This window comes from Sphingobium sp. TomTYG73 (genome assembly GCF_055394245.1).
This window is the reverse complement of sequence record NZ_AP027339.1, coordinates 630,223-655,171: the sequence shown is the minus strand read 5'-3', so window position 1 is coordinate 655,171 and position 24,949 is coordinate 630,223. Positions and strand designations below refer to the sequence as shown.

Annotated in this window: 21 protein-coding genes; 3 read left to right on the top strand and 18 right to left on the bottom strand. The window is 62.5% G+C overall.

The features are described from left to right. Positions 1 to 395 precede the first annotated feature (395 nt). Together groL and groES are read right to left on the bottom strand one after the other, a co-directional pair. Complete coding sequence (gene groL / locus ACZ5TH_RS03370; RefSeq protein WP_460987821.1) at positions 396 to 2,042, bottom strand: chaperonin GroEL; 1,647 nt, start codon at positions 2,040 to 2,042, stop codon at positions 396 to 398. 111 nt (positions 2,043 to 2,153) lie between these two features. Next, positions 2,154 to 2,441, bottom strand: coding sequence for a co-chaperone GroES (gene groES / locus ACZ5TH_RS03365; RefSeq protein WP_167302842.1), 288 nt, complete (start codon positions 2,439 to 2,441; stop codon positions 2,154 to 2,156). 95 nt (positions 2,442 to 2,536) lie between these two features. Here groES and ACZ5TH_RS03360 point away from each other — a divergent pair, with 95 nt between their 5' ends. Next, a complete protein-coding gene (locus ACZ5TH_RS03360; protein WP_464794613.1) occupies positions 2,537 to 2,800 on the top strand; it encodes a hypothetical protein in 264 nt (87 codons plus the stop codon). 46 nt (positions 2,801 to 2,846) lie between these two features. Continuing rightward, positions 2,847 to 3,722: a glutathione-dependent disulfide-bond oxidoreductase gene (yghU, locus tag ACZ5TH_RS03355; RefSeq protein ID WP_464794612.1), complete on the top strand. Its 876-nt coding sequence runs from the start codon at positions 2,847 to 2,849 to the stop codon at positions 3,720 to 3,722. A 122-nt stretch (positions 3,723 to 3,844) separates the two neighbouring features. On the opposite strand, the gene ligA is transcribed toward yghU, so the two are convergent. The 13 genes from ligA to rimP form a co-directional block, all read right to left on the bottom strand. After that, positions 3,845 to 5,962, bottom strand: coding sequence for an NAD-dependent DNA ligase LigA (gene ligA / locus ACZ5TH_RS03350; RefSeq protein WP_464794611.1), 2,118 nt, complete (start codon positions 5,960 to 5,962; stop codon positions 3,845 to 3,847). Between the two features lie 87 nt (positions 5,963 to 6,049). Beyond that, a complete protein-coding gene (gene recN, locus ACZ5TH_RS03345; protein WP_464794610.1) occupies positions 6,050 to 7,711 on the bottom strand; it encodes a DNA repair protein RecN in 1,662 nt (553 codons plus the stop codon). 110 nt (positions 7,712 to 7,821) lie between these two features. After that, on the bottom strand, positions 7,822 to 8,607 hold the full coding sequence (locus ACZ5TH_RS03340) for an outer membrane protein assembly factor BamD (protein ID WP_464794609.1): 786 nt from the start codon (positions 8,605 to 8,607) through the stop codon (positions 7,822 to 7,824). Between the two features lie 67 nt (positions 8,608 to 8,674). Next, on the bottom strand, positions 8,675 to 9,691 hold the full coding sequence (locus tag ACZ5TH_RS03335) for a sensor histidine kinase (protein WP_464794608.1): 1,017 nt from the start codon (positions 9,689 to 9,691) through the stop codon (positions 8,675 to 8,677). Positions 9,692 to 9,836: 145 nt separating this feature from the next. After that, complete coding sequence (gene pnp / locus ACZ5TH_RS03330) at positions 9,837 to 12,167, bottom strand: polyribonucleotide nucleotidyltransferase (protein WP_464794607.1); 2,331 nt, start codon at positions 12,165 to 12,167, stop codon at positions 9,837 to 9,839. A gap of 277 nt (positions 12,168 to 12,444) precedes the next feature. Further along, complete coding sequence (gene rpsO, locus ACZ5TH_RS03325) at positions 12,445 to 12,714, bottom strand: 30S ribosomal protein S15 (protein ID WP_167302834.1); 270 nt, start codon at positions 12,712 to 12,714, stop codon at positions 12,445 to 12,447. Positions 12,715 to 12,733: 19 nt separating this feature from the next. After that, positions 12,734 to 13,768, bottom strand: coding sequence for a tRNA pseudouridine(55) synthase TruB (gene truB, locus ACZ5TH_RS03320; protein WP_464794606.1), 1,035 nt, complete (start codon positions 13,766 to 13,768; stop codon positions 12,734 to 12,736). A gap of 17 nt (positions 13,769 to 13,785) precedes the next feature. Beyond that, a complete protein-coding gene (gene rbfA / locus ACZ5TH_RS03315; RefSeq protein ID WP_464794605.1) occupies positions 13,786 to 14,187 on the bottom strand; it encodes a 30S ribosome-binding factor RbfA in 402 nt (133 codons plus the stop codon). A 99-nt stretch (positions 14,188 to 14,286) separates the two neighbouring features. Continuing rightward, the gene (gene infB, locus ACZ5TH_RS03310; RefSeq protein ID WP_464794604.1) at positions 14,287 to 16,875 is read right to left on the bottom strand and encodes a translation initiation factor IF-2; all 2,589 of its coding nucleotides are present in this window, start codon (positions 16,873 to 16,875) and stop codon (positions 14,287 to 14,289) included. A 68-nt stretch (positions 16,876 to 16,943) separates the two neighbouring features. Next, a complete protein-coding gene (locus tag ACZ5TH_RS03305; protein ID WP_464794603.1) occupies positions 16,944 to 17,600 on the bottom strand; it encodes a DUF448 domain-containing protein in 657 nt (218 codons plus the stop codon). A gap of 173 nt (positions 17,601 to 17,773) precedes the next feature. After that, complete coding sequence (locus tag ACZ5TH_RS03300) at positions 17,774 to 18,010, bottom strand: tautomerase family protein (protein ID WP_449471841.1); 237 nt, start codon at positions 18,008 to 18,010, stop codon at positions 17,774 to 17,776. A gap of 7 nt (positions 18,011 to 18,017) precedes the next feature. Further along, a complete protein-coding gene (gene nusA, locus ACZ5TH_RS03295) occupies positions 18,018 to 19,589 on the bottom strand; it encodes a transcription termination factor NusA (RefSeq protein WP_449471839.1) in 1,572 nt (523 codons plus the stop codon). Between the two features lie 12 nt (positions 19,590 to 19,601). Next, positions 19,602 to 20,126 carry a ribosome maturation protein RimP gene (gene rimP, locus ACZ5TH_RS03290; RefSeq protein WP_464794602.1) on the bottom strand — a complete coding sequence of 175 codons (525 nt, stop codon included), beginning with the start codon at positions 20,124 to 20,126 and terminating at the stop codon, positions 19,602 to 19,604. Positions 20,127 to 20,338: 212 nt separating this feature from the next. Between rimP and ACZ5TH_RS03285 the strand changes: the two genes are divergently transcribed. Further along, on the top strand, positions 20,339 to 21,610 hold the full coding sequence (locus ACZ5TH_RS03285; RefSeq protein WP_464794601.1) for a serine hydrolase domain-containing protein: 1,272 nt from the start codon (positions 20,339 to 20,341) through the stop codon (positions 21,608 to 21,610). Positions 21,611 to 21,838: 228 nt separating this feature from the next. Here ACZ5TH_RS03285 and ACZ5TH_RS03280 read toward each other — a convergent pair whose 3' ends face one another. The 3 genes from ACZ5TH_RS03280 to tpiA all read right to left on the bottom strand — a co-directional run bounded on the left by ACZ5TH_RS03280 (position 21,839) and on the right by tpiA (position 24,921). Continuing rightward, positions 21,839 to 23,470: a CTP synthase gene (locus ACZ5TH_RS03280; protein WP_449471834.1), complete on the bottom strand. Its 1,632-nt coding sequence runs from the start codon at positions 23,468 to 23,470 to the stop codon at positions 21,839 to 21,841. A gap of 90 nt (positions 23,471 to 23,560) precedes the next feature. Continuing rightward, on the bottom strand, positions 23,561 to 23,938 hold the full coding sequence (gene secG / locus ACZ5TH_RS03275) for a preprotein translocase subunit SecG (RefSeq protein ID WP_449471833.1): 378 nt from the start codon (positions 23,936 to 23,938) through the stop codon (positions 23,561 to 23,563). 236 nt (positions 23,939 to 24,174) lie between these two features. Then, positions 24,175 to 24,921, bottom strand: a complete 747-nt coding sequence (gene tpiA, locus ACZ5TH_RS03270; protein ID WP_464794600.1) for a triose-phosphate isomerase — start codon at positions 24,919 to 24,921, stop codon at positions 24,175 to 24,177. Positions 24,922 to 24,949 lie beyond the last annotated feature (28 nt).

Genomic DNA, 24,949 nt, shown 5'->3' with positions numbered 1-24,949 from the left:
TTCCGCCCTTTTGTCGGGTCGCTTAACCTTCAGACTTCCCTACAGAATGCTCGGAAGGGCAATCCCGCCAGCCCTCCTGCGCAAGCTGGAGCAGCATAGCTTTTATCCGAATACCCTGCCCCGTTCGGGCTGAGCTTGTCGAAGCCCTCTTCTTCCTGAAAAAAAATAGAACCCTTTGATAGGCTCAGGGCGAACGGCAATAGGAGGCTATGCCGATTTGAAGCATGATGCCCTAACATGTCGCGAAATTGCGCCATGCCTCTTGCGGGAAATGCCAATTCTCGATGGCATCAGCCACGGCCCGACGCCTGAAATTTCCTCGCTCCGGCAGCCCCAAAGAAAAAGGCCGGTGGATCGCTCCACCGGCCCTTCTCGTTTTCGCGTGAGCGAAGGACTTAGAAGTCCATGCCGCCCATGCCACCCATGCCGCCGCCGGGCATGCCCATCGGCGCCTTGTCGTCGGCGGGCGTTTCGGCGATGCACGCTTCGGTGGTGATCAGCAGACCGGCGACCGAAGCCGCGTCCTGCAGGGCAGCGCGAACAACCTTGGTGGGATCGATGACGCCAGCGGCGACAAGGTTCTCATAGGTGTCGGTCGCGGCGTTGAAGCCCTGGGTCTCGTCATTTTCGCGCAGCAGGTTGCCAGCGACAACCGCACCATCGACGCCCGCATTCTGGGCGATCTGGCGCAGCGGCGCTTCGATAGCCTTACGGATGATGTCGATACCACGGGTCTGGTCGTCGTTGACGCCCTTCAGGCCTTCAAGAGCCTTGGTCGCGTACAGCAGAGCCGTGCCGCCACCGGGGACGATGCCTTCTTCAACGGCTGCGCGGGTTGCGTGCAGCGCGTCGTCGACGCGGTCCTTGCGCTCCTTGACTTCGACTTCCGAAGCACCGCCAACCTTGATAACTGCAACGCCGCCAGCCAGCTTGGCCAGACGTTCCTGCAGCTTTTCACGGTCATAGTCGGACGTCGTCGTCTCGATCTGCGCACGGATCTGCTCGGTACGGCCCTTGATCGCTTCGCCATCACCGGCGCCATCGACGATGGTCGTGTTGTCCTTGTCGATGGTGACGCGCTTGGCGGTGCCGAGCATGCCGAGCGTGACGTTCTCGAGCTTGATGCCGAGGTCTTCGGAAATCACTTCACCCTTGGTCAGGACGGCGATGTCTTCCAGCATGGCCTTGCGGCGGTCGCCGAAGCCAGGCGCCTTGACCGCAGCGACCTTCAGGCCACCGCGCAGCTTGTTGACGACCAGGGTCGCCAGCGCTTCGCCTTCAATGTCTTCAGCGATGATCAGCAGGGGGCGGCCCGACTGAACAACCGCTTCGAGGATCGGCAGGATCGACTGAAGGTTCGACAGCTTCTTTTCGTGGATCAGGATGTACGGGTCAGCCAGTTCGACTGCCATCTTTTCCGGATTCGTGACGAAGTAAGGCGACAGGTAGCCGCGGTCGAACTGCATGCCTTCGACGACGTCCAGCTCGAATTCGAGGCCCTTGGCTTCCTCGACGGTGATCACGCCTTCCTTGCCGACGCGCTCCATCGCTTCGGCGATCTTTTCGCCAACGACGGTGTCGCCATTAGCCGAAATGATGCCGACCTGGGCGATTTCCTTCGTGCCGGCAACCGGCTTGGAACGGCCCTTGAGGTCCTCGACGACCTTGGTGACAGCGAGGTCGATGCCGCGCTTCAGGTCCATCGGGTTCATGCCAGCGGCAACCGACTTCATGCCTTCGCGAACGATGGCCTGGGCCAGAACGGTCGCGGTGGTGGTGCCGTCACCGGCGATGTCGTTGGTCTTCGAAGCGACTTCGCGGACCATCTGCGCGCCCATATTTTCGAACTTGTCCTTCAGTTCGATTTCCTTGGCGACGCTGACGCCGTCCTTGGTGATGCGGGGGGCGCCGAAGCTCTTGTCGATGACGACGTTGCGGCCCTTGGGACCCAGGGTCACCTTGACCGCGTCGGCCAGGATGTCGACGCCGCGCAGGATGCGCTCACGAGCGTCACGCGAAAACTTTACGTCTTTTGCAGCCATGATTTTGTTCCTCTGTCCGTCATCCCAGCGAAAGCTGGGATCTGGTGCGGCATAGCGCCGCGTTTAAAGGCCTGAGATCCCGGCTTTCGCCGGGATGACATCAATGATCGGTTAGGCGACGACGCCCAGAATGTCCGATTCCTTCATGATCAGCAGGTCTTCACCGTCGACCTTGACTTCGGTGCCCGACCACTTGCCGAACAGGATGCGGTCGCCAGCCTTGACGTCCAGCGGGGTCACCTTGCCATCTTCGGCCTTGGAGCCGGTGCCGACGGAAACGACTTCGCCTTCCTGCGGCTTTTCCTTGGCGGTGTCGGGGATGATGATGCCACCGGCAGTCTTCTCTTCCGCTTCTACGCGGCGAACGAGAACGCGGTCATGCAACGGACGAAATGCCATGTTGAGTTGCCTTTCCCTCTATTGGGTTGGGTCGGACGTCCAATCGCGGGGATTTCCCTATCCGCGAATCTGCTGAACGCCGTTCCTTCTCCCGTATGAACCAGATGCTGTTAGCACTCTCTTTTGAAGAGTGCCAGCGCCGCGGAATATGGAGCGATGAAATTGCCGGTCAAGAGATGGATGCAGATTTTTTATGCATTCCGTCACAGGCGGAAAGCGTGCGCTTTGTGCGCGTTGGGAGGCCATTTGTCACCCATGCAGCGCCAATGCGCGGGATTGTTGCGACCATTGGCGGGTCGAATGCGCGCGGCAAAACCGTTTCCCTTGAGCTCCCGCGTAACAGTTGCGGCACAGGATGATGCTTCCTACCTGCGGAGCGACATCGCCAAGGGAGCACTTTGCCAAATGATTGAAAGCTATACTCCGCCCCGCGTCTGGACATGGGACAAGGACAATGGCGGTGCCTTCGCCAACATCAATCGACCGATCGCGGGCGCGACCCATGACAAGGAATTGCCGGTCGGAAAGCACCCGCTGCAACTCTACTCGCTGGGCACGCCCAATGGGCAAAAGGTCACGATCATGCTGGAGGAGCTGCTGGCGGCGGGCCATCCGGGCGCCGAATATGACGCCTGGCTCATCAACATCAGCGAGGGCGACCAGTTCGGCAGCGGCTTTGTCTCGGTCAATCCGAACAGCAAAATCCCTGCCCTGATGGACCACAGCGTGTCCCCACCCCAGCGGGTGTTCGAATCCGGCGCCATTCTGGTCTATCTAGCCGAGAAGTTCGGGGCGTTCCTGCCCTCGGACCCGGCGAAGCGTATCGCGACCCTGTCATGGCTGTTCTGGCAGATGGGCAGCGCACCCCTGTTGGGCGGCGGCTTTGGCCATTTCTTCGCCTATGCACCTGAAAAGATCGAATATGCCATCAACCGCTATGCGATGGAGGTCAAGCGGCAGTTTGACGTGCTGGACCGCCAGCTTAGCGAGAATGAATATGTCGCTGGCGATGAGTTTACGATCGCGGATATCGCGATCTGGCCCTGGTATGGCGGGGTGGCACTTGACCGGACCTATGTGGGGGCGGGCGAATTTCTGAACGTACAGAGCTACGCCAATGTGCAGCGTTGGGCGAAGCAGATCGATGCGCGCCCTGCCGTGAAGCGCGGCAGGATCGTGAACCGTGCTAGTGGTCCGCTGGAGGAACAGTTGCTTGAGCGGCACGATGCGAGCGATTTTGATACGAAGACGCAGGATAAGGTGGAAGGGGTGGGTAGCTAAAGCCCCGGCAGCATTTAGCGCGTCACCCCAGCGAAGGCTGGGGTCTCGTCGACCCTGTGCTCCCCGGCCTCCTCCTGAGATCCCAGCGTCCGCTGGGATGACGGGGGTGGCTAGTGCTGCCCCTACCCCGCTGCCTTCACGATCTCCGCCCAAGCCGCTTCATCGATTACCTCGATCCCAAGCGAGGCTGCCTGTTTCAGCTTCGATCCCGCGCCGGGGCCAGCGACTACCAGGTCCGTCTTTGCGCTAACCGACCCTGCGGCCTTGGCGCCGAGGCGCTCGGCCTGCGCTTTGGCCTCATCCCGGCTCATGGTTTCGAGCTTGCCGGTGAAGACCACGATCTTGCCCGTCACCGCGCTGGCGGTGGTTTCAACCACATAGTCGGGCGGCGAGACTTCGGACAGCAGGTCGTCCCACGCTTCCCGATTATGCGGTTCGTGGAAGAAGTCGGCGAGCGCATGGCCAACCGCCGAACCCACATTTTCAACGCCGATCATTTCCGCTATCGCCTTGTCCAGCCGATTGCGGAAGCGTACGTCTTCCTCGCCTTCAGAGGGTGTCGTGCTGTCGCGCAGGGCGATGATCTCTTCCGCCAGCGCCTTAACGCCGGGCAGGCTCGTGTAGCGCTTCAGCAGATCGCGAGCGGTGACCGCACCGATGTGCCGGATGCCAAGGCCGAAGAGCAGGCGCGCAGCGTCTGGAACGCGCTTCGCCTCGATCGCGGCGAACAGGTTATCGACGGACTTCTCCTTCCATCCCTCGCGCCCGAGCAGCGCGACGCGATGTTGTTTGAGGCGGAAGATGTCCGCCGGTTCGGTGATCCAGCCAAGATCGAGAAATTCCTGAATGGTTTTCTCGCCCAGCCCTTCAATGTCGAGCGCACCACGGCTGACGAAATGGCGGAGCCGCTCGAACCGTTGCGCGCCGCAGATCAGGCCGCCGGTGCAGCGGATATCGACCTCGCCCTCTTCGCGCACGGCTTCCGATCCGCATACAGGGCAATGATCGGGGAAGAGGAAAGCGGGGCGCGCTTCGTCGCGTGTCAGATTATCCACCACCTGCGGGATGACGTCGCCAGCACGCTGCACCACGATCCGGTCGCCCGGCCGCACGCCCAGACGCTCGATCTCGTCGGCATTATGCAGCGTCACGTTGGACACGACCACGCCGCCCACCGTTACGGGGGTCAGCCGCCCGACCGGCGTCAGCTTGCCCGTGCGGCCGACCTGAATATCGATCGCTTCAAGCGTAGTTTGCGCCCGCTCCGCTGGGAATTTATGCGCGATCGCCCAGCGCGGCGCCTTGGCAACAAAGCCCAGCCGTTGCTGCCAATCGAGCCGGTCCACCTTGTAGACTACGCCGTCAATGTCGAACGGAAGGTCGGCGCGCGCGGCCTCTATCCCGCGATAATGCGCGATCAATCCGTCAAGCGAGTCCACGCAGGTCAGCATGTCCGACACCGGCAGGCCCCAGCGGGCGATTGCCTGCATGACGCCGAGCTGCGTCTCTGCCGGAAGGCTGCTCGCCTCGCCCCAGCCATGAGCGAGGAAGCGCAGCGGGCGGCTGGCGGTGACGGCGGCGTCCTTCTGCCGCAGCGATCCGGCCGCAGCGTTGCGGGGGTTGGCGAATTGCCGCGCCTTTTCCGGGTCATCGGCCTCCGCCAGCAGGCGCTGATTGAGCGCCACGAAGTCGGCCTTCGCCATATAAACCTCACCCCGGACCTCGAATAGGTCGGGTATGTCCTCGCCGGTCAGCCGGTCGGGAATGTCGCCGATGGTGCGCACATTGGCGGTGACGTCCTCGCCGGTCGTGCCGTCACCACGCGTCGCGGCGAGCCGTAGCTCTCCCTTCTCATAGCGGAGCGAGCAGGACAGACCGTCGATCTTCGGTTCAGCCGTCAGCGCGATAGGCTCACCGTCCGGCAGCGCCAGAAAACGCCGGACACGCGCGAGAAATTCGGCGATGTCCTCGTCCGAAAAGCCGTTGTCGAGGCTCATCATGCGAACCGCATGCGGGACCTTCTTCAATCCCGAAGTGGGCGCAGCGCCGACCTGCGCATTGGGAGAATCCGCCCGGACGAGCTGCGGAAAAGCCGCCTCCAGCACTCCATTCTCGCGGATCAGCGCGTCATAGGCGGCGTCCGTGATCTCTGGCTGATCCTGATCATGGTAGAGCCGATTGTGCCGCGCAATTTCCCTGGCGAGCCGCATCAGGCGATTGGCGGCGTCGGCTTCAGTCATTAGGGTCGGGTCGATCGAGTCATTCATATCTGCTCCATCCCCGTTCAGGGCGGGCTTGTCGAGAAGCGATCATTTGCTCGTAGCAGTTCAGACTTCGAGCAGCCGATCCGCCTGCGCCCTAGCCTCGGCAGTGATCTCCGCGCCAGAGAGCATGCGGGCAATCTCCTCGCGCCGCTCACCATCGCTCAGCGCATGGACGCCGGTGCGGGTCACGGTGCCGTCACTGGCCTTAGCGATCAGCATATGGCCAGCGCCGCGCGCGGCCACCTGAGGGCTGTGCGTGACGACAAGTATCTGGTTGCTCTGCGCCAGCCGCGCCAGACGGTCGCCTATCGCAGAGGCCACCGCGCCGCCGACGCCCCGGTCGATCTCGTCAAAAATCAGCGTATCCGCCCCGCCCCGCTCCGCCAGCGCGACCTTGAGCGCCAGAATGAAGCGTGACAATTCGCCGCCCGATGCGATCTTCACCAAAGGCGCAAAGGGAGCGCCGGGATTGGTGGAAATCTCGAACTCCACCCGGTCCATGCCCTGCGCGCTCCACTGCCCTTCATCGAGCGCGGCGACGGTGGTGCGGAAGCGGGCAGCGTCGAGCTTCAGCGGCGCGAGTTCCGCCGCCACGGCCGCATCGAGCCGCGCGGCAGCATCCTTGCGCTGAGCGGACAGCGCCTGCGCCGCGTCGCGATAGGCGGCGGCGCTGGCCGCAACGTCGGCTTCCAGCACGGCGATATGCTCCTCTCCGCCCTCGATGGCGGCCAGTTTTGCCGACATCTCATCGCGCAGCGCAGCAAGGTCATCTGCGGCAACCTGATGCTTACGCGCCAATCCGCGCAGGTCGAACAGCCGCGTTTCTATCGCGTCCAACCGCGCCGGATCAAAGCTGAGCGCATCCGCTGCCTTGGCCAGCCTGTCCTCCGCCTCGCCCGCCTCAATCACCGCCCGGTCGAGGGCGGCGAGCACTTCGGCAAGTGGCTCATATTCACCCACCATGCGGTCGAGCCGCCGCGCCGCCTGCCGCAACTGCGCCAACCCACCATCCGAGCCGGTGAGGCAATCCGTCACCGTCGACAGGTCATCGGACAACCGCGCGCCCTTTTGCATGGTCGCGCGCTCTTCGGCCAGCGCCGCTTCCTCGCCGGGTTCGGGGCCAAAACGCGACAATTCTTCAATAGCATGGGTCAGATAGTCGCGATCCCGCGCCGCCACCTCGACCGCCGCGCGACTTTCCGCAAGCCGGTCGGCCGCCGCGCGCCAGGCAGAGTGGGCAAATGCCACCGAGGCGCTGTCGCAACGGCCATAGACGTCCAGCAACTGACGATGCCCACGCGGGTTGAGCAACCCGCGATCGTCATGCTGCCCATGTATCTCAACCAGCGTACCGCCCAGGTCACGTAGCAAGGCGGCGGAACAGGCCTGATCATTGACGAATGCCCGGCTTCCCCCGTCAGCCTTCAGCGTGCGGCGAATGATGAGCGGTTCGCCCGCATCAAGTTCGATGCCGTTGCTGCCGAGCAGTTCGGCAGCCCTGTGATCAGCGCGGGGAATGTCGAAGGTCGCGGTGACGCTGGCCTGCGCCTCTCCGCTGCGGACGAGGCCGCTGTCAGCCCTCGCCCCCAGCGCCAGCCCAAGCGAATCGAGGAGGATAGACTTGCCCGCGCCGGTCTCCCCTGTCAGCACGCCAAGGCCCGTACCGAACTCCAGGTCCAGCGCCTCGATCAGGACGACGTTGCGGATGGAAAGATGGGTCAGCAATGCGGCCGATCTCCAGACGTCATCCCAGCGGAAGCTGGGATCTCGTGCCGCCGGGTCGTGCCCAATGGCCTGAGACCCCAGCTTCCGCTGGGGTGACGGTAAATCGGCAATTACGCCTTCGCGCCATGTTCCCGCATGAGCTTGTAGCTACGCTCATACCATTTGGAACCGGGATAGTTCTTGCCCAGAACAGCTGCAGCCTTCTGCGCTTCCTCCGGAATGCCGAGCGAGAGATAGCTTTCGACCAGACGCTCCAGCGCTTCAGGCGTGTGAGTGGTCGTCTGATATTTGTCGATGACCACGCGGAAACGCAGCGTCGCCGCCAACCACTGCCCGCGACGCTGGTAAAAACGGCCGACTTCCATCTCCTTGCCCGCAAGGTGATCGTTGACTAGGTCCAGCTTCAACCGCGCATCGGCGGCATAACGGGTATCGGGATAACGGCGGATCAATTCGCCCAGCGAATCCAGCGACTGCTGCGTGATCTTCTGGTCGCGCGTAACGTCGGCAATCTGCTCATAATAGCAGAGCGCGATCAGATAATAGGCGTAGGGCGCGTCCTTGTTGCCCGTATGAATCGCCAGAAAGCGCTGCGACGCCGCGATCGATTCACTATAGTCCTTGTTCATATAATAGCTGAACGCGGACATGAGCTGCGCCCGGCGCGCCCATGGGGAATAGGGATGCTGGCGTTCCACCTCGTCAAACAGGGCGGCGGCCATCTTATATTGCCCGCGATCGAGCCGGTATTTGCCCGCATTGTAAAGCGTGGACACGTCACGGGCGACATATTGGGTGTCGGCCTTGTTCTTCGACGTGGCGCAGCCGGCGAGCAAGGCGGCAAGCAGAACCGGGGCGGTAGCAGCGCCAATGCGCGTTATGGTTTTCGTCAGCATGGCCGGGTCATAGCGGAGCGAATGGCACTCGCCAAGCGGCAGAATAGCGTGCGGACGCTTCAGGCTCTCAACGCGCCTGCGCGGGCAGGTCCAACCGGACGATCGCGCCGCCTTCCGGCCGCGCGTGCAGGCCGAACTGTCCGCTGAGCTGGCTCGCCAACGCACTTGCAATGCGCAGGCCGATGGAATTGCCCTTCTCGATCTCGAAATCGGGAGACAGGCCGTCGCCATCGTCAGCGATCTTCAGCGACAGCGTCCCGCTCGAATCCTCCAAAGACACCTCGATCGTCCCGCCACGATGGGGCAAGCCATGTTCAATGGCATTGCTCACCGCCTCCGCCACGATCAGCGCGAGCGGCACAGCGACATGGGATTCCAGCGTCAGGCCCGGTGGAGCGCTGACGGTAACGCGAATGTCATCCCGCCCGCTCGCCTCCAGCACATCCGCCGTCAGCCGTGTCAGAAAGGCATGCAGGTCCTGCCCATCCTCTGCCGGATCATACAATGCACGGCTGATCCGACCGATCAGCGCGAGGCGGCTGGCGGCATCGTCCAGCGCCCTGCTCGCCAGCTCATCGTCTACGTGGCGCCGCTGCAATGACAGCATCGCGGCCACGACCTGCAAATTGTTGGAAACGCGATGCTGCAATTCGTGGAACAGAAGTTCCCGGTTTTCCGCCAGCGTACGGCTGCGTTCCCGTTCCACGGCAAGGTTGAAATTGGCCCGCTGCATCAGGTGAATGAGCGCGATGTCGATGGCGATCACGGCCGCATAGAAAATAAGGGCGAGGATGACGCCACCATCAAGGATGCCGCCCTCACCCGCCGGGATGAAGAAATACCAGGACAATATTCCGCAAACTATGCCCGCAAATATCCCGGGACGCAGCCCGAACAAAAAGGTCGAAAGGATGACAGCGGGAAAGAAGGATACGAAAGGATAGCCGATCGGCAGGAAGTCCTGCGCGGACAGCCTGAGGGCAAGGGCGATGCCACAAAACAGGGCCGATACGGCATAGGCATATACTGGCCGCCGAAGCACGAGAGGCAGGCGCTCGACGAACCTTTCATTGGAACGCTGCATCTTATCTCCCTGAAATCGCGCCGCACAGTAACAGAAGTTTGGCCATCTCCAATTGATCGAAGTCAAGGAGTTTGGGCTCTAACGAAAAAGGGCGCCCGGCGGGGGCGCCCTTCTCATTTTGCTTAACCTGATGGGTTGGAACCGATCAGTCCTGAGTCAGGAAGTCCGGCAGACCAGCGTTGGAGCCGTCGTCATCGCCGCCACGGCCTTCGCTGCGGGGGCCACGGTCACGGCGCGGACCGCGATCGCCACCGCGATCACCACCACGGCCTCCACGGTCACCGCCATCACGGCGCGGGCCACGGCCACGATCGCCACGGTCGCCGCGATCACCACGGGGTTCGCGCGGTTCGCGGGCAGGACGGGTGTCCTCCAGCTCTTCGCCGGTTTCCTGATCGACGACGCGCATCGACAGGCGAACCTTGCCGCGCGGATCGATCTCCAGGACCTTGACCTTCACTTCCTGGCCTTCCGACACGACGTCGGTCGGCTTTTCGACGCGCTCATTCTTCATTTCGGAGACGTGGACGAGACCGTCCTTGCCACCCATGAAATTCACGAACGCACCGAAGTCGACGATGTTGACGACCTTGCCGTTGTAGATCTTGCCGACTTCCGCTTCCTCGACGATGCCGAGGATCCACTTCTTGGCGGCCTCGATCTGGTCGATGTCGGACGAGCTGATCTTGATGATGCCTTCGTCGTCGATGTCGACCTTGGCGCCGGTTTCCGCGACGATCTCGCGAATGACCTTGCCGCCGGTGCCGATGACGTCACGAATCTTCGACTTGTCGATCTGGATCGTCTCGATGCGCGGAGCGTGAGCCGACAGCTCGGTGCGGGTCGAGGACAGGGCCTTGTTCATCTCACCCAGAATGTGGGCGCGGCCTTCCTTCGCCTGACGCAGAGCGACTTCGAAGATTTCCTGCGTGATGCCGGCAACCTTGATGTCCATCTGCATGGTGGTGATGCCCGCTTCCGTGCCCGCCACCTTGAAGTCCATGTCGCCGAGGTGATCTTCGTCGCCGAGGATGTCGCTGAGAACAGCGAAATCCTTGCCGTCGAGGATCAGGCCCATCGCGATGCCCGACACCGGACGCTTCAGCGGAACGCCCGCATCCATCATCGACAGCGAACCGCCGCAGACCGTCGCCATCGAGGACGAGCCGTTGGACTCGGTGATGTCCGACAATACGCGGATGGTGTAGGGGAACTCGTCCTTGCTGGGCAGCACGGGGTGCAGCGCACGCCATGCGAGCTTGCCATGACCGACTTCACGACGGCCCGGCGCGCCGAAGCGGCCGACTTCACCGACCGAATAGGGCGGGAAGTTATAGTGCAGCATGAAGTTTTCATAATAGACGCCGTTCAGGCCGTCGATCATCTGCTCGGCGTCCTTGGTGCCGAGCGTGGTGGTGCAGATCGCCTGCGTTTCACCGCGGGTGAACAGCGCCGAACCATGGGTGCGCGGCAGGAAGCCAACCATCGCCTCGATCGGGCGAATCTGCGTCGTGGTGCGGCCATCGATGCGCTTGCCATCCTTGATGATGGCGCCACGAACGATTTCCGATTCCAGCTTCTTGGTCAGCTTGATGCCGGCCATGACGGTCTGAGCGTCAAGACCTTCCTCAGCGAAGAACGCCTTCGCCTTGGCGCGGGCATCGTTGATCGCATTCGAGCGGGCCGACTTGTCAGTCAGCTTGTAGGCAGCCGTGATGTCCTTGCCGATCAGCTTCTTGAGCTTCTTCTTCAGGTCATCCAGGTCCTCGCCCTTGGCGACTTCCCACGGATCCTTCGCGGCCTTTTCAGCCAGCTGGATGATCGCATCGACAACCTTCTTGCTCGCTTCATGGGCGAACAGGACGGCGCCGAGCATGACGTCTTCCGAAAGCTCCTTGGCTTCGGATTCGACCATCATCACGGCGTTGCCGGTGGCGGCGACGACCAGGTCGAGTTCGCCTTCCTTCACCTCGTCCATCGACGGGTTCAGCTGATATTCGCCATCCTTGTAACCGACGCGGGCAGCGCCGATCGGACCCATGAAGGGCACGCCCGACAGGGTCAGCGCGGCCGAAGCGGCGATCATCGCGACGATATCGGGCTCGCTCTCGCCATCGAACGACAGCACCTGGGCGATGACGTTGATTTCGTTGTAGAAACCTTCGGGGAAGAGCGGGCGGATCGGACGGTCGATCAGGCGGCTGGTCAGCGTTTCCTTTTCGGTCGCGCCGCGCTCACGCTTGAAGAAGCCGCCGGGGATGCGGCCGGCCGCGGAATATTTTTCCTGATAGTGAACGGTCAGCGGGAAGAAGTCCTGTCCTTCCTTCACCGACTTGGCGGCGGTCACGGCGCACAGCACCACGGTTTCGCCATAGGTCGCCAGCACGGCGGCGTCAGCCTGACGCGCAATACGGCCGGTTTCGAGCGTGAGGGTCTTTCCGCCCAGCTCGATTGATACCTTCTTTACATCGAACATAATGTTTTCCTTCGCCCGCCTGGCCCTATTGCCGGGCGGGGCCTTTGTTGGGCCAGTGACCCATGAGCGAGGAGCGTACTCCTCATTCCGTTCGCCCTGAGCTTGTCGAAGGGCTTTCTTTCTCTTTCTTCAAGAGAAGGAGTGGGCTTCGACTTCGCTCAGCCCGAACGGTGTGGGGAAAGTTCCCCGTTTCATGGCGCCGTGCCGAATTGCCCGGAGCCATGTTGTCAGAATCAGAAACGGCCCCGACATGGGGGCCGCTCCTTCTTTAGCAGGCTTACTTGCGCAGGCCCAGCTTGCCGATCAGGTCAGTATAACGCGACCCATCTTTTTTCTTCAGATAGTCCAGCAGCGAACGGCGCTTGTTGACCAGCATCAGCAGGCCGCGACGGCTGTGGTTATCCTTGTGGTGACCCTTGAAATGCTCGGTCAGGTTCGAAATGCGCTCCGAAAGGATCGCGACCTGTACTTCCGGCGAACCGGTGTCGCCTTCGGCGCGGGCATGTTCCTTGATCAGCGCTTCCTTGCGCTCAGCAGTAATCGACATCGGCTTCCTTTCGTAACATCTAGAGATTGAAGCCGCGCACCACCCGGATTTCCCTAAGGGTTTCTGGGCCACTGGCCTCCACCAGCGCGACGGGCGTGTCGCCCTCCATCGCCAGCATGAGGCCGGTATGCGGTTTCCCCACAAGCACCTTCCCCTGTCGGAGAGCCAATGCATCGTCGGGAGAGACTGCGAGAGCCGGGATGTCGTCCAGCCCTGCGGTCAACGGCAGCATAAGACCGCCGAAGCCGCCGCCCCTAGCAGCTTCGTCCAATTTGTCCAGCGAAATAGCGGATTCGAGGGTGAATGGCCCTGCCTTCACGCGGCGCAGCATGGTGACATGGCCGACCGTGCCGAGCGCGATCGCGATGTCGCGGGCGAGGCTGCGGATATAGGTGCCCTTGGAGACATGGGCGCGAAGGGTGACGCTACCTATCCTCTCTCCGCTCGCGGGGAGAGGATATGGAGGCTTGGCAGCTCGCTGCCTAGCCGGAGTTGGAGAGGGGTTTGGCGCACCCTGCCCCTCTCCAAGCTCCGCTAGCCCGCTTTGCGAGCAAGCTTCGCTATCCTCTCCCCCTCGCGGGAGAGAGGATATGGTGAGCGCGTGGATCGTGACGGCCCGCATCTTCATCTCAACATCCTGCCCGGCGCGCGCAAGATCATAGGCTCTTTGCCCGTCGATCAGGATCGCGGAATAGGCTGGCGGCGCCTGTTCGATCGGGCCAGTGAAGCGGGGCAGTATCGCTTCCACTTCGCCGAACGTGGGCAGGTGACCGCTCTCAGCAATCACCTTTCCTTCAAGGTCCAGCGTATCCGTCTGTGCGCCAAATGCTATCGTGAAGTCGTAAATCTTATCGCTGTCAAGCATCCGCCCGGCGAGCTTCGTCGCTTCCCCCACCGCGATCGGCAGCACGCCGGTAGCGAGCGGATCGAGTGTGCCGCCATGGCCGACCTTCCACTTGCCAGCGCCACTTTGGCGAAGGGCGCGCTTGACCGCGCTGACCGCCTGCGTCGAGCCAAGCCCGTGCGGTTTATCGAGGATAATCCAGCCGTGCATCGGATCAACGCAGCGCGTCAGCCCTCATCATCCGGCTGTTCAAGATCCTGCGCGACCTTGGGATCACGCAGCAGCTTGTCGATATGGCTACCCTCGTCAAAGCTCTCGTCTGCCAGGAATTTGAGCTTGGCCGCATATTTCAGGCGGATGCGGTGAGCCACCTCGCGCTGGAGATAGGCCGTATTGGTGCGCAGCGCCTTAAGCACCGCTTCCTCATCCTGACCCAATAGCGACTTCACGAACACGGTGGCATGCCGCAGGTCAGGCGACATGCGAACCTCGGTCACGCTGACGACATGCTTGGCGAGAACATCGTCATGCACATCGTCGCGCTGGAGAATGTCGGACAAGACATGGCGCACCTGTTCACCCACGCGGAGGAGGCGGACGGAAGGGCCTTCAGGTTGATTGGACATCATCAATCCTCGTCATCCCAACGAAAGCTGGGATCTCAGACGGCTATGGACGACCAGAAGGAACGAAACCCCAGCTTCCACTGGGGTGACGCACCTTCCTGATCACAACGTCCGGGCGCGTTCTTCGACCTCGAACAGTTCCAGCGTATCGCCAGCCTTGATGTCGTTGGTGTCCTGAAGGACAGCACCGCACTCCATGCCCGCACGCACTTCGGACACATCGTCCTTGAAGCGGCGCAGCGAAGCGATGTGAGTACGCGACACGATGACATCATCGCGGGTAAGGCGCGCATTGAGCCCCTTGCGGATGATGCCGTCGAGGACGAGCAGACCAGCCGCCTTGTCCTTCTTGCCCGCCGGGAACACCTGAAGCACCTCGGCCCGGCCGACGATGGTTTCGATGCGCTCTGGAGCCAGCTGGCCCGCCATTTCGCCGCGAACTTCCTCAAGCAAGTCGTAGATCACGTCATAATAGCGCAGCGAAATCTTCTCGCGCTCCGCCAGCTGACGCGCCTTGGCATTGGGACGGACGTTGAAGCCGATCAGCGGCGCACGGCTGGCAGCGGCCAGCGTGACGTCGCTTTCGGTGATCGCGCCAACGCCTGAATGCAGGACGCGGACCTTGATCTCATCGGTCGAAATGCGGTTGAGCGCCGTGACAATAGCTTCGACGGAACCCTGCACGTCGCCCTTCACCACCACCGGATATTCGATGACGGTCGTGTTGAGCGCCGAGAACATATGTTCAAAGCTGGTCGGAGCGCTGGTGGTGCGCTTCTTGGTCGCCTGTTCCTGACGGTAGGCGGCAACTTCGCGAGCGCGCGCCTCATTCTCGACGACCGTGAGTTGATCGCCCGCCAGCGGAACGCCGGAAAGCCCCAGAACCTCAACCGGGGTCGAGGGACCGGCGATCTTCACATTCTGGCCCTTGTCATTGACCAGAGCGCGAACCTTGCCACTCTCTGCGCCGATGACGAAGGTGTCGCCAACCTTGAGCGTACCCTTGCGGACCAGCACGGTGGCAACCGCGCCACGGCCCTTGTCGAGCTGCGCCTCGATCACATTGCCTTCGGCAGGGCGATCGGGGTTGGCCCCCAGTTCCATCACTTCCGCCTGGAGCAGGATTTTCTCGATCAGTTCGTCAAGGCCGGTCTTTTTGAGCGCCGAAACCTCCACGTCCTGAACATCGCCGCCCATATCCTCGACGACAATCTCTTCGCTCAGCAGGCGCTCGCGCACCTTCTGCGGATTGGCTTCCGGCTTGTCGCACTTATTGATCGCGACGATCATCGGGACGCCCGACGCCTTGGTATGGTTGATAGCCTCGATCGTCTGCGGCATCAGCCCGTCATCGGCCGCCACCACCAGGATGACGATGTCCGTGACGTTCGCGCCACGCGCACGCATTTCCGAGAAAGCCTCATGGCCCGGCGTGTCGAGGAAAGTGATGACGTCGCCACCCTTGGTCGTCACCTGATAGGCGCCGATATGCTGGGTGATGCCGCCGCTTTCGCCCGCGACCACATCTGTGCCGCGCAGTGCGTCAAGCAGCGATGTCTTGCCATGATCGACATGACCCATGATGGTCACGACTGGCGCGCGGGGCTTCAGCGTCTCTGCCGCATCGACTTCACCCTCGATGCCGATTTCAACGTCGGCATCGGAAACGCGCTGGATGCGGTGGCCGAATTCCTCGACCAGCAGTTCCGCCGTATCCTGATCGATCGGCTGATTCAGAGTGACGGCGGTGCCCATCTTGAACAGGGATTTCACCAGGTCCGCACCCTTTTCGGCCATGCGGTTGGCGAGTTCCTGCACCGTGATGCTTTCGGGCACGACGACGTCGCGAACCTGCTTTTCACGCTGCTGAGCGCCACCGGCATAATGGGCGCGACGTTCCTTTTCGCGGGCACGCTTCAATGCGGCGAGCGAGCGGGCACGAGCGCTGTCGTCGTCCGCAAGCGCGCGCGTCACGGTCAGCTTGCCCGACTGGCGGCGATTGTCCTCGCCCGTACGCTTGGTCCGATCCGGCTTGGCCGGTTCGGGACGCTTGATCGGGGTAACCGGCGTGAAGCGGCGCGGCGGCGGCGCAGCAGAAGCGGTAGCAGCCGGAGCAGCAGCGGGACGCGCTTCGGGGCTTTCCTCGGCGACAGGCGCCGCAGGAGCTTCGGGCTCGGGCTTCTGCTCGGCGACCTTGGCTTCTTCTTCGACACGGCGCGCGGCTTCAGCCTCAGCAGCTTCCGCAGCCAGGCGATTTTCCTCGGCGCGGCGCTTCTCATCCTCGCTCGCGGCATTACGCTGCGCGTCTTCGCGGCGACGCGCATCTTCCAGCGCGGTCATGCGGGCTTCTTCAGCCTCGCGCAGCAGCTTTACCTGCAATTCCTGACGCGACATCAGGCTCTGCGGCGGAGCGGGGCGCGCGGGCGCGGCAGGCTGAGGCGCGCGAGCCTGCGGCTGCTGCGGCGCGGGTGCCGCTGCGGCGGGTGCCGGAGCCGGATCAGCCTGAGGCGCAGCCGCAGGCGCACCGGCTTCACCCGGCTTGCCCAGAATGCGGCGCCGCTTCACCTCGACCACGACCGTATTCTTGCGGCCATGGCTGAACTGCTGCTGCACCTGGCCGGATTCAACGGTCCGCTTGATGCCCAGCGGCTTGCGGCCCAGAACCGGCTTGTCTTCCTTGCTGTCACTCATACGACTGAACTGTACCCTTCACTTACATCCGACCGGCAAGGCCCGTCGGCGCCTTCATTCCATGCTCGTCAGGCGCCCAGCGCACCGGCGGAGTCATGCTCCCCATGCACGGGCGCCTCGCTAGCGCAACCCAGATAGCTTTCCAAGCGGCCGATGGCCGTACGCAGACGCGACGCGGCACGCGAGTCGGTCACTGCGATATGGACGACATTGTCCCGCCCCATTGCCATAGATAGGGCCTGTCGGTCCACAGGCAAGACGACGCCCGCCAATTCGGTGCCTTCGGCTTCCTGTCCGACCCGCAGCGCCTGGTCGAGCTTTCGATTGCCGTCGGCTGCGGCATCACTGGCGTGGAGCAGCAGTTGAACCTTGGCCTGACGGCAGGCGACGTCGATCTTTTCCGATCCGGTGAGGACCATGGATGCCTTCGCCTCCAGCCCCAAGCGGTCCAGCAAAGCCTTGCGCAGGCCATCTTCGATCAGGTCCGGCAAATTGTCCGGGATCTGCAACTCACCCGTTTTGAATGCCCGCGCGAGTGCACCCGTCAGCTTACCCTTGGCGAGCGCCTGCTCAAGCTCAGCGCGCGGAACGCCGATCCACGCGCCACGGCCCGGCGCCTTCGCGCGGATGTCGGGAAGGACCTGACCTTCTGGTCCGACGGCGAGGCGGATCAGCGTCTCGGGATCGGCCCGATCGCCTAAGAGGATGCATTTGCGTTCGGTCATGACTTTAGCCCCTCCTTTTCGAAGAAGAGGATGGGAGTGGGTCGCGCGAAGCGCTCCAAGCCCTTAACTCCAAAATCGTCGCTGGCGATTGCTCGTGCAATCGCTCCCCCCCAACCTCTTCCTTGAAAGGGAAGAGCGAGGATAAGACAGCGCTATATGACGGCGTCAGCCTCTCATCGGGAAGTGACCGCGGCATTGGCGTCCTCCCCAGGGCTGGAGGCAGGCGCGCGGTCAGCGATCAGCTGCCCGCCCGACCCATAATTCTCCGTCGAGATTTCGGAAATCACCACCTGCACGGCAGCGGCCGACTTCCCCAGCCGCTCAACGAGCGACTGGGTGACGTCGGCAACGATCGCTGCCTTCTGTTCACGGGTGGCGTTTCCGGCCAGACGGATATCGACGAAAGGCATGGGGCGCTTAAGCTTCCTCGCCTTCGAACCAGTGTGCGCGGGCGGCCATGATGATCTCATTGCCCTGCTCTTCACTAAGGCCATATTCGGCGAGAATCCCGCCCTTATCCTCGGACGTCTCACTGCGGCGGCGGCGCTGATCGACGCGCTTCTTCGCGACCAGTTCGTCCGTCGCTAGATCGGCCAGATCATCCAACGTCTTGATGCCCGCCTTGCCCAGCGTCACCAGCATGGCTTCGGTGAGGTGCGGCATCTCTGCCAGCGCATCCTCGACGCCCAGCGCCTGACGCTCCTCGCGGGCGGCAGCTTCGCGGCGGTCCAGCGCTTCCTGCGCACGGCTTTGCAGCTCGGCGGCCAGATCCTCGTCGAAGCCCTCGATCGCCGCCAGTTCCTCGACGCCGACATAGGCGACTTCTTCCAGCTCGCCAAAGCCTTCGGCCACCAGCAGCTGCGACAACGTCTCGTCCACGTCCAGCTCGTTCTGGAACAGTTCGGAGCGGGAGACGAATTCCTTCTGGCGCTTTTCGGACGCGTCGGCCTCGGTCATGATGTCGATGGCCTTGCCCGTCAGCTGCGAGGCGAGACGGACATTCTGCCCGCGACGGCCGATGGCGAGCGACAACTGATCGTCGGGAACGACGACTTCGATACGCTCTTCTTCCTCGTCGATAACGACGCGAGCCACCTGCGCGGGCTGGAGCGCGTTGACGACGAAGGTCGCCGTATCTTCCGACCAGGGGATGATGTCGATCTTCTCGCCCTGCATTTCCTGCACGACGGCCTGCACGCGGCTACCCTTCATGCCGACGCAGGCGCCAACGGGGTCGATGCTCGAATCGCGGCTGATAACGCCGATCTTGGCGCGCGATCCCGGATCGCGGGCGGCGGCCATGATGGTGATGACGCCGTCGTAGATTTCGGGCACTTCCTGCGCGAACAGCTTCTTCATGAACTCAGGATGCGCGCGGCTGAGGAAAATCTGCGGCCCACGGTTTTCGCGGCGCACGTTCAGGATCACCGAGCGGATGCGGTCGCCGACGCGGACGACTTCGCGCGGGATTTGCTGGTCACGGCGGATGACACCCTCGGCGCGACCAAGGTTCACCACGACATGGCCAAACTCGACCGACTTCACGACGCCGGTGATGATTTCACCGACGCGGTCCTTGAATTCCTCATGCTGACGCTCGCGCTCGGCGTCGCGGACCTTCTGGAAGATCACCTGCTTGGCGGACTGGGCGTCAATACGGCCCAGGTCGATCGGGGGCAGCGGATCGACGATGAAGTCGCCGATTACGGCATCCTTCTTCAGCTTCTGCGCCTGCTTCAGGTCCACCTGCTTGAAATAGTCGTCCACGGCCTCGACCACCTCGACGACGCGCCACAGGCGCAGGTCGCCGCTGTCGGGGTCCAGCTTCGCGCGGATGTCATTCTCCGCACCATAGCGCGCGCGAGCGGCGCGCTGGATCGCGTCTTCCATCGCCTCGATGACGATCGCCTTGTCGATCATCTTCTCGGTGGCGACGCTGTTCGCGATCGCGAGCAGCTCGGCCTTGTTGGCGGAAATGGCGTTGGCCATGGTCGTGAACCCTTACTCTTCGGTTTCGAACTCGTCCGCCCCATCGGAGGAGAGCGGCATGCTAGCAGAAATGAGCGCGTCGGTCAGTATCAGCTTGGCATCGCCGACCAGCGCGAAGGGGATGGCGACATCCCCGGCCTTGTTATCCTGGAACTGGACGTCCTCGCCCTCGACACCCTTCAGGATGCCGCGAAAGCTCTTGCGCCCCGCCACCGTTTCGCTGGTGGCGATCTTCGCCTCATGCCCGGCCCATTCCATGAAGTCGTGGAGGCGGGTCAGCGGCCGATCGATACCCGGCGAGCTGACCTCCAGCCGATAAGCCTCCTCGATCGGGTCAGCCTCATCCAGCACATCGGACAGGCGGCGCGAGATGGTCGCGCAATCCTCAATAACGAGCTGCTTGGTCGCGGGATTTTCCGCCATGATCTGCAACGTATATTCGTCGCCGGACCCGAACAGCTTCACGCGCACAAGGTCGAACCCCAAGGCCTTCACCTCCGGTTCGATCAGCGCGGTCAGTTCGGCGATGTCCGCCATGCAGTCTCCAACAGAATATGTGCGCTCCCGCCGCCGCAAGCGTTCCGCCTGCGACCCCGACATGTTTGACGATGTAAGGAAGCAAGGGCGATATAGGGGGGAAGATATAATGCTGCAACATTATTCGTGCGGGAGAATTTTGATGAAGCGGTGACCGGTCCTGTATACCATCTACACCGTAGAAAGAGCGACAATATGGGGGGAGGACGGCCATGCCACATTCGGTGTTCTTACGGCGCGATCTGCTGAAGGGAGCAGCCTGCCTCGGTCTTATGAGTGCCGCGCCGGTACGCGCGCGCGCCGCTGCCGAACGCTTCCCCGCGGTTAGGGGCATGGTGAACGGCGTAATCGGGGAACCAGCCGCTCCCGGAGCAATCGTGGCGATCGGTCGCGGAACTGATCGCCCAGCCTATGTGAGCAGCGGAACGATCGCCCTGGACAACCCGCGCCGGGTGGATGAGCACACGCTGTTCCGCGTTTATTCGATGACGAAACCCATCACCGGCATGGCGGTGATGCTGCTGATCGCCGAGGGCCGGATGAAGCTCGATCAGCCTGTTGCCGATTTCATCCCCGGCTTTGCGAATATGCGCGTCCTGACCAACCCCGGCCAAAGCCTTGAAACGCGCCCCGCCGCTTCTGTCATGACGATCCGTCACCTGCTGACTCACACTGCCGGTCTTGGTGGTGGATCTTCGATGAGCGGGCCGCTCAAGGCGGTATATCAGCAGTTGGGACTGACGCAGAACCTGCTCAGCAACGCTGAACGGCTTACGCAAGCGCCGCCCTCAAGCCTCAAGCAATTCGCCGAGCGACTAGCGGCAGCTCCACTTCTTTCGGACCCCGGCACAGCCTGGAGCTATTCGGTTGGGCTGGATTTGCTGGGCCGCATCATAGAGCTGGTGGCAGGCATGCCCTTTGAACAGTTTCTGGAGCAGCGGTTCTTCGCACCTCTTGGCATGAACAGCACCTTCTTCGATGTGCCAGCAGACAAGAAGGCGCGTCTCGTCACAAGCTATACGGGCAGAGGCGCCAAATTGGCCGTGGTCGATGCAGGTCCGACCTCCATCTTCCTGAACAAGCCCGCATTTCCTTCGGGCGGGGGCGGCCTCATCTCCTCGGCCCATGATTACGACCGTTTCCTGGCCATGCTGACGAATGAAGGCCGTTTGGGCAGAGCAGAGGTCCTGCCGCCTACCGCTGTGACGGTTGGAACCTCCAACCTCCTGCCGCAGGGCGTGAACATGCGCGGCTATGTCGGCATTCCTGGTGTGGTCGGATTCGGCGCGGGCGGCTGTATTGCTGATCATGGCGGGTTCAAAGGCTTGTTCGGCTGGCTGGGCGCCGCCGGGACGATCGGCATCATCGCGCCCGCGCAGCGGCTTCGGGTGACCGGCTTGATCAACAACCTGTCCGTCTTCGACTTCGCGATCAATCTGCCAAAGGCCGTCCATGCGGATTTGGCCTCGGCCAGGACATTATAAGAGCTGACGAGCAAATAGCTGCTCGCTTGTCTAACCGCGGAGCTAGGCGGGACCCCGGATCAAGGTCCGGGGTGACGAAGCCAGAAAATCAGTAGCCCATATCGGCCAGACCTCGACCTGGAGCAGATCCCGATCCGATTACATCGGCCCAGATGCTCCAGGATTTTATTCTGCCGCATTTTCCGAGCCAGCAGATGATTCCATCTGCTTAGAAAAGGCTCGAGCCGATCACACCAACCGGCTCTGCTTAACCGCCGCCTCGATAAAGCTAGCAAACAGCGGATGCGGATCAAACGGCTTGGACTTCAGCTCCGGATGGAACTGCACCCCGACGAACCAGGGATGGTCAGGCCGCTCGACAATCTCCGGCAAGGTGCCGTCCGGCGACATGCCCGAGAAGATGAGGCCGCCCTTCTCCAGCGCCTCGCGATAGCCCGCGTTGACCTCATAGCGATGGCGATGCCGCTCGCTGATCTCGCTCGCGCCATATATGCCCGCGACCACGCTGTTGCCGGTGAGCTTGGCGGGATAGGCGCCCAGCCGCATCGTGCCGCCAAGGTCGGTTTCAGCCGTGCGCTTCTGCAAGCCTTCGCTGCTCATCCATTCGGTGATGAGGCCGACGACAGGCTCGCTCGTCTCGCCAAATTCAGTGGTGGACGCTTCGGCGATACCAGCCGTGTTCCGCGCCCCTTCGATGCAGGCCATCTGCATGCCAAGGCAGATGCCAAAGAAAGGCACATTGCGTTCGCGAGCGAACTTCACCGACGCGATCTTGCCTTCCGACCCACGCACGCCAAAGCCGCCGGGGACCAAAATGCCGTGCATCGGCTCCAGGCTGGCGGCGACATCATCGCCCTTCTCGAACAATTCTGCGTCGATCCACTTGATCTTCACCTTCACCCGATTGGCGAAACCGCCATGGGTCAGCGCCTCGTAGAGCGACTTGTAGGCGTCCGGCAGGCCGACATATTTGCCGACGACGCCGATCGTCACTTCGCCTTCGGGGTTCTGCTGGCGGTCCATGATGTCCATCCAGCGATCGAGCGTCGGCTTGGGCGCGTCATCGATGCCGAAAGCGCGCAGCACTTCCTCGTCCAGCCCTTCGGCATGATATTGCGCGGGCACGGCATAGATGCTGCTGGCGTCGAGCGCGGGGATCACCGCTTCCTTGCGCACATTGCAGAACAGCGCGATCTTCGCCCGTTCGCTGTCGGGCAGCGGATGTTCGCAACGGCACAGCAAAATGTCGGGCTGGATGCCCAGCGACGTCAGTTCGCGCACGCTATGCTGCGTTGGCTTTGTCTTCAACTCGCCCGCCGCCGCGATATAGGGGACCAGCGTCACATGGACGAAGATCGACTGGCGGCGACCAAGGTCATTATGCAGCTGACGGATCGCTTCCATGAACGGCAGCGATTCGATGTCGCCGACCGTCCCGCCGATTTCGCACAGCACGAAATCCAGATCGTCTGACTCGGCTATCGCGAACGCCTTAATCTCATCCGTGACGTGCGGGATCACCTGGACCGTCGCGCCCAGATAATCGCCGCGCCGCTCGCGCTGGATGATCGTCTGATAGACGCGGCCCTGCGTCACATTGTCCGACTGGCGTGCCGAAACGCCCGTAAACCGCTCATAATGGCCAAGATCGAGGTCGGTTTCCGCCCCGTCGTCGGTCACATAGACCTCGCCATGCTGATACGGGCTCATCGTGCCCGGATCGACGTTGAGATAGGGATCGAACTTCCGGATACGCACACGGAAACCTCGCGCCTGCAGCAGTGCTGCGAGCGATGCGGCCATAAGGCCCTTGCCAAGCGAGGAGACCACGCCGCCGGTGATGAAAATATACCGCGCCATGGGAGAGGAGGCTTAGCCTTTTACAAACAAGTTGGGCAAGCGCGCGAATCCACGCGCGAGCAAAAAAGATCGGAAATTTGAACGAAAAGTTCAGTTGGCGAGCGGAACTGCGCCATTTGCCGCCTGGCCATTGCTCGCAGCGCCTGCTGCCCCGGCCAACGGATCGGCACTACCGGCAGGCGCAGGGGCCGACGGAGCCGCCGGAGCCTGCTTCACCAGCGAGGTATCGATATCGCTCGGCGCGTGCTGCACCGATGCGATCACCGCCAGAACGACCGACAGCAGCACGAAGATGGTGGCCAGCACCGTCGTAGACCGCGTCAGAAAGTCCGCCGCGCCCCGCGCAGACATCAACCCCGCCGGGCTACCACCCACGCCCAGACCGCCGCCTTCCGACTTCTGCATCAGGATGACGGTGACAAGCAGAGCCGCGACAATGGCCTGCACGACGAGGATGAAGGTGAACATGCGAGAATATCTGTCCGAATGGGGTGCGTTGTGCAGCCCATAGCCGCGAAGCGCGGCGGGGGCAACCGGCGCTGGAGCATCGTGCGGCTATTGGATCACCTCTGGAGATCGCCTCCGCTGAAAGTTACTCCTGCTGACCACCCTCTCGCCGTTCGGGCTGAGCCTGTCGAAGCCCTCTCCTTTCAGGCCTGCCAGCCCCACCCGAACATCACTTCTAGTCCCCTAACGGCCCTACCTTATTCCCCAGCAGCCGCAATCACCGGCCCAAATTTCGCCGCAGTCAGGCTCGCTCCGCCCACCAAGCCGCCATCGACATCCTCGATCGCCATCAATTCGGCCGCATTCTCACCATTCATAGACCCACCATAGAGGATACGCATCGCACCCGCTTCGCCATCGCCAATCCGGCCAGCCAGCGCAGCCCGCAGCGCCTTATGCATGGCTTCGACCGCTTCCATCGTCGGGATGCGGCCCGTGCCGATCGCCCAGATCGGCTCATAAGCGATCGCCAGCCAGTCGGCCGCCGCGCCTTCCGGCAGCGACGCCAGCAACTGCGCCGACACAATGCCTTCGGCCCCGCCAGCGTCGCGTACCTCAAGGCTTTCGCCGACGCACAGGATAACCTTCAGACCCGCAGCCTTAGCCGCCAGCGCCTTACCCGCGACATCGGCGTCCGTTTCGCCCTGATCCTGCCGCCGTTCGCTATGGCCAACAATCGTCCAGCTCGCACCCGCTTCGGCCAGCATCGCCGCCGACAGGCAGCCAGTATGCGCGCCGCTATCGTTCATGTGACAGTCCTGCGCGCCGACAAAGGCGCCGCCCTTCACCTGATCGGCCGCAGCGATAAGCGTCGCGGGCAGGCACAGCCCCACCTCGACCACCGGACGCTCAGCCGCCAGCGCGCCGATCGCTTCGACTTCGGGCAGCTGTGAACGAAGGCCGTTCATCTTCCAGTTGCCGACCACCAGCTTGCGCCTGCCCATCAATCCATACCCCTTCAGTCATTCGTCT